Source organism: Fibrobacter sp. UBA3629, assembly GCF_002374005.1.
Taxonomy (GTDB): domain Bacteria; phylum Fibrobacterota; class Fibrobacteria; order Fibrobacterales; family Fibrobacteraceae; genus Fibrobacter.
In genome coordinates this window covers 23,919-28,708 of sequence record NZ_DFLC01000022.1, presented here as the reverse complement: position 1 = coordinate 28,708, position 4,790 = coordinate 23,919, and the positions used below count along the sequence as shown (strand labels likewise).

Sequence of the window (4,790 nt, the reverse complement as noted above, 5' to 3'; positions counted from 1 at the left end):
GTGCAGGAAGCGTTGGAGATGATGTCCTGGCCGGCGTAGGTCTGGTGGTTCACACCGTAAACGAACATCGGGGTAGCGTCCTTGGACGGAGCGGACATGATGACCTTCTTGGCACCGGCCTTGATGTGGGCGCGGGCGAGCTCATCGGTCAGGAAGAAGCCAGTGGATTCCACAACGACGTCAACACCGAGGGCACCCCAAGTGATGTTGGAGGGATCCTTTTCGGCGAACACCTGAATCTTGTTGCCATCGACGATGAGGAAGTTGCCTTCGAAAGACACGTCGTGCTTGAAAGCGCCGTGCACGGAGTCGTACTTCAGCATGTAAGCGAGGTAGTCAACGTCGAGAAGGTCGTTGATACCGACAACCTGAATGTCCTTGGAGAAGTTTTCCACAGCAGCGCGGAAGACCATACGGCCGATGCGGCCGAAACCATTGATACCGAGTTTGAGAGCCATTATTGGATCCTTTTGTTTATTGTTGAAATTGCTAGCCACCTTTAGGGTGGTGCTTTGCTGGCGTCAAAGATACAAAAAAAGGCGGTCTTTGTGTAGTTCTGGAGTAAAAAAAAGACAAAAGACCGATATTTAGTGATTAAGGGAGCACGGACTCCCCCGCTTGCCCCCTCCCCGACCGGCAGGTGCGGTTCGGGACTAGTTCCCGCTGAACCCGAGCGAATCCTCAAGCCACGTATCGGTGCGCTGTACCGAAAGCCTGCTCTGGTAAGCCTTTCTGCCCGCCCGATGCTGCGCCCAGCGCACCGAAAGGGCGGAAAAAGGCCCAAGGTGCCTGAACGCCACGGCAAGCGCGTTCGGCAGGTTACGGCGCAGCACATCGTCTTCGAACGAGGCGTAGTGGCTCACGCTCCCCGGGTCGCCCTGGCGCGCCGAACGGCCGAAAAGCTGGCGGTCAATGCGCGAAGAGGGGTTGCATTCCGTCGCAATAACGTGGAGCCCGCCGATTTTCTTGACCTTGTCCGGAATCTTGATGTCGGTACCGCGGCCGGCCATGTTCGTTGCGACCGTAATGGCCCCGAACTTGCCCGCTTCGGCCACGATGGCAGCCTCTTCCTCGCAGCGAACCGCATTGATAATCCGGCAATGCAGGCCCTTCGATTCGATGGCCGAGGCAAGGTATTCGCTTTCGTCAATGTCCTTCGTGCCAATCAGGATGGGGCGGCCCTTCTCGTGCATGCGGATGACCTCCTTCACGATGGCGCGGCGCTTGGCGTCCTTGCTTGCGAAAGTCTTCAGGTGCGACACCTTGCGCTTGCTCTTGCGGTGATTCGGGATACATACCACGGCAGCCCCGTATATCGTCCAGAATTCGGCGGAGGCCTCCTTGCCGGTACCCGTCATGCCCGAGAAATTCCTGTAGAGCCTAAAGAAGCGCTGGAAGCTCATTCGCGCCTCTGTTTCCTTGAGGCCGCTCATTTCGAGCCCTTCCTTGATTTCTATCATCTGGTGCAGCCCGCCGTTCCACGAGCGCATGGGCATCTTGCGGCCTGTCGATTCGTCGACAATCACCACCTTGCCCTCTTCGACAACGTAATGGCGGCCACACTCGAACAGTTCGCGAGCCACAAGCGCCTGCCGCACCAAATCCTTCAAAAAACCGGCGCGGGCAAACGAAATCTCTTCGCCGATATCGTCCAGGCGGGATTCCATATCAACAAGAAAGCGTATGGTGCGGTTCTTGTAGTCCACCTCGTAATCCGTGCGGCGCTTCAGCTTTTCGGATACCTTGTATGCAAGGCGGCACGCCTCGTTGAACTCGTCGTTCTTCTTTTCGCGCGAAATAATCAGCGGGGTCACGGCCTCGTCAATCAGCACGTTGTCGGCCTCGTCGACTATGGCCGTATAAAGCCCGCGCTGCACCAGGTTCGACTTCAGGCGTTCCATATTCACGGTCGTGGCGCAAACGAGCCGCTTGCCAAAATCCTGAAAATCCCCCATCGCAATCCGGTCGCGCAAAAAATCTGCCAGCACTTCCTTCGCCGTAGAATAAGTCACATCGGCCGAATACCCCTCGCGCCGCTCCGCGGGCTTCATCGCACCCGTCACCGCCCCGACGCTCACTCCGCAATACGAATACAGCGGCTTCATGATTTCGGCATCGCGTGCAGCCAGGTAGTCGTTCGCCGTAATCACGTGGCACGGGCGCTTGCTCCAGCCCCGCACGGCGGCACACATGGCGGCCGTAACCGTCTTGCCCTCGCCAGTCGACATTTCAGCGACATACCCGCGGTAAAGCGCAAGCGCTCCCGTCAACTGCTCGATATACGGCCGGTACCCGAGAGTCCTCGACACGGCCTCCTGCACCAGAGCAAACGACTTCAGGAGAGCGCTCTTGTCGAAGGGGCGCTTGAGTTCGGCCTGCATGTCGGCCATGCGCTTTTTCAGGGAGGCATCGTCGAGCTGCGTAAACGAACGGCTCCACAGGTCGATACTCCGGGCATCTTTCAAAAGCCTGCGCAGCACTCCCCTGCGGCCCTTGAACTTCCCGACCATCCGCGACATCAGGGCATCGAGGCCCGTCGGGATCTTTTTCACTTGCTTGCAAGATGTCAGTCGGTAGTTGTCGGTAAGGTTCATATTACATCTTGTAGTACTTTTGCAGGGCCTGGCGCGCCTTGCGGATTCCCTGCAGGGCTAGCGGAGTATCCTTCAAATGGAAACGAATCTTGCCCGAACGGCCGTGCGCCCAGTCAATGCCCGCCAGGGCCGCATCGTCCCTGTTGATTGTCGCACGCACCAGGTAGACGGGTTCCGCAGTACGTTCGCCATACCCATCCCCCGCACCGCCCGAGGCACGCGTCTCGATTTCGCCACCGCCAAGCCACCCGAGCGCAGCGGAAGGCAAGCGGTCACGCGCCGCAGGAATAGCCGAAACGCTATCGACAGGGATTTCGGTAAAGGCGTCGCCGCTGAGCCGCACCGAGACCTTGCGCGGCTTTTCCGTGAACAGGCGAGAGACCTCCTCCTGGCTCACCACCGCCAAAAAATCGAATGCGGTCGTATCGAGCACCATCCCCATCGAATCGCCACGCTGCATAAAGCGGCCCACGTACTCGTCCGGGTTCTTCACGTCCCAAATGCCGTCCATCGGGGCCACAAGCGTCAACTTGTCGCGGTAGCGCAGCAGGTCGCCCAGTTCCTGCCTCAGCACGCCCAGCCGCTTTTCGAGCGGCAGCATATTTTCGGGAGCGCGGTCCAGCGCCTGGTAGTAGGCCTGCACGGCCTCCCTCACCTGCGCACGTTTTTCCTCAATCGAAAAATCGAGTTCGCGGTTTTCGAGGACCATCAGCGTATCGCCCTTCTTGACCTTCGCCTTTTCGCCGCGGAACACACCGGCAACAAGGCCGCCCTCGCCCACCGTCGTGTTTTCGTACCGCGCCGCCTCTATAACGCCGGGAGCCTTGAACGTGTCGGGAACGGGCAGGTAGAACAAAAGCGATATGGCACTGCCGAGCACCAGAACCGTCACGAAAACGGCTCGGTTACGCACCAGCGCAAGCCCGGGGCTTGCGAAGATGTACTTGAGGAACTTGCCCACCGGCATAATCACCATCGTCAGGCAAAGGAGGGCCCCCATGATAAACGAAAGTATCAGGTAGTGCTGCGAGATGGTGACGATGAACCCCGTAAATAGGAAAATCCTGTAGATCGACGAGGCGACTCCGTAAACCGAATAAATCACGCGTTCGAGCCAGGTCTCGGCAACCGCCTCGGCATCGCGCTTGAAGAACACGTAACGTTCCAGCAGGTACTTGAGGTGGCGTACCGAATTCTGCTGCAGGTTGGGCATGTCCAGCAAATCGGTCAGGATATAGTAGCCGTCGAATCGCATGAGCGGGTTGATATTGAACAGCACAGTAGAAACCGAGGCCATTATAACAACGTTGTACGCAAGATTCTTGGCGAGTCCACCGCCAAGGTTCGCCCAGACAATCAAGGCGACCGAGGCGATAAAGAATTCCGTGAGCATGCCCGCGGCCCCCACCAGAGCGCGCCTCGACTTCTTGCGGAACGACCAGCTCGCCGTCGCATCCACGTACGGAAGAGGCACGAGCAGCATGAACATCACGCCCAGCGTGTGCACCTCGCCCCCGTAGCGCTTGACGACGCTCGCGTGGCCGAATTCGTGCAAGAGCTTCACGAACACGGTACACACGTAGACCCAGCCGATATTCGACGGCGAAAGGAATCCCGAACTCTGGTCCTTGAGGGCATCGAAGTTCTCGATTCCGTATTTCGCGGCAACGATAACCGTCGCAAGCCACACGAGCGCGAAAGGCTTGCTCAGCAAGAAGCGGATAAGCCAACGCAGCTTGTTGAGCAAGGCGTCGGGGTCGAACAGCGGCACCTTCAAGAAGAAGATGTTCAAGAGCGAGGCCTTGACCTTCTTCTGCTTCTGCTTTCGGTTGCGCTCGAACAGCTTTGCGCCATCGTCCACACCCGTGTACATGAGCATGTTCGCCTGGTACAGCTGCGCAAGCATCTCGATGACTTCGCCCTGGCCGGGCATCTCGCCTTCGCTACCCTTGAGCATGGCGCTCCACACCTCACCCACCGTCTTGTCGGGCGAAAGGCGCGACACGAAGTCGTATGCCCCGCGAGGCAATCGGTAATACTGGTTCGTAAACGGTTCGTAAAGTACGTACCAAAGTACACCGCGGTAGGTCTGCCTGTGGACGCGGACACTCGCCCTGAGGGAGATCTTGCTCCCCGCAAGGCGGTACCACGACTCATGGAATATCTTGCGCTGCTGATCGAGGACCATAGAACAGA

The 4,790-nt window shown here is 58.3% G+C and carries 3 protein-coding genes; all 3 read right to left on the bottom strand.

Annotated elements, in window-relative coordinates:
• A partial coding sequence (locus B2310_RS07430) for a glyceraldehyde 3-phosphate dehydrogenase NAD-binding domain-containing protein (protein ID WP_290730106.1) occupies positions 1 to 458 on the bottom strand: 458 nt, incomplete at its 3' end.
• A 195-nt stretch (positions 459 to 653) separates the two neighbouring features.
• Entirely contained in the window at positions 654 to 2,552 is a 1,899-nt protein-coding gene (locus B2310_RS07425; protein WP_290730103.1) for a hypothetical protein, read from the bottom strand.
• 43 nt (positions 2,553 to 2,595) lie between these two features.
• Positions 2,596 to 4,782 (bottom strand): hypothetical protein, encoded by a 2,187-nt coding sequence (locus B2310_RS07420; protein WP_290730100.1) that lies wholly within the window; start codon positions 4,780 to 4,782, stop codon positions 2,596 to 2,598.
• Between the last annotated feature and the right edge of the window lie 8 nt (positions 4,783 to 4,790).

Excerpts from the sequence above, each read along its gene's own strand:
- B2310_RS07420 (WP_290730100.1), bottom strand. The coding sequence starts at position 4,782 with ATGGTCCTCGATCAGCAGCGCAAGATATTCCATGAGTCGTGGTACCGC.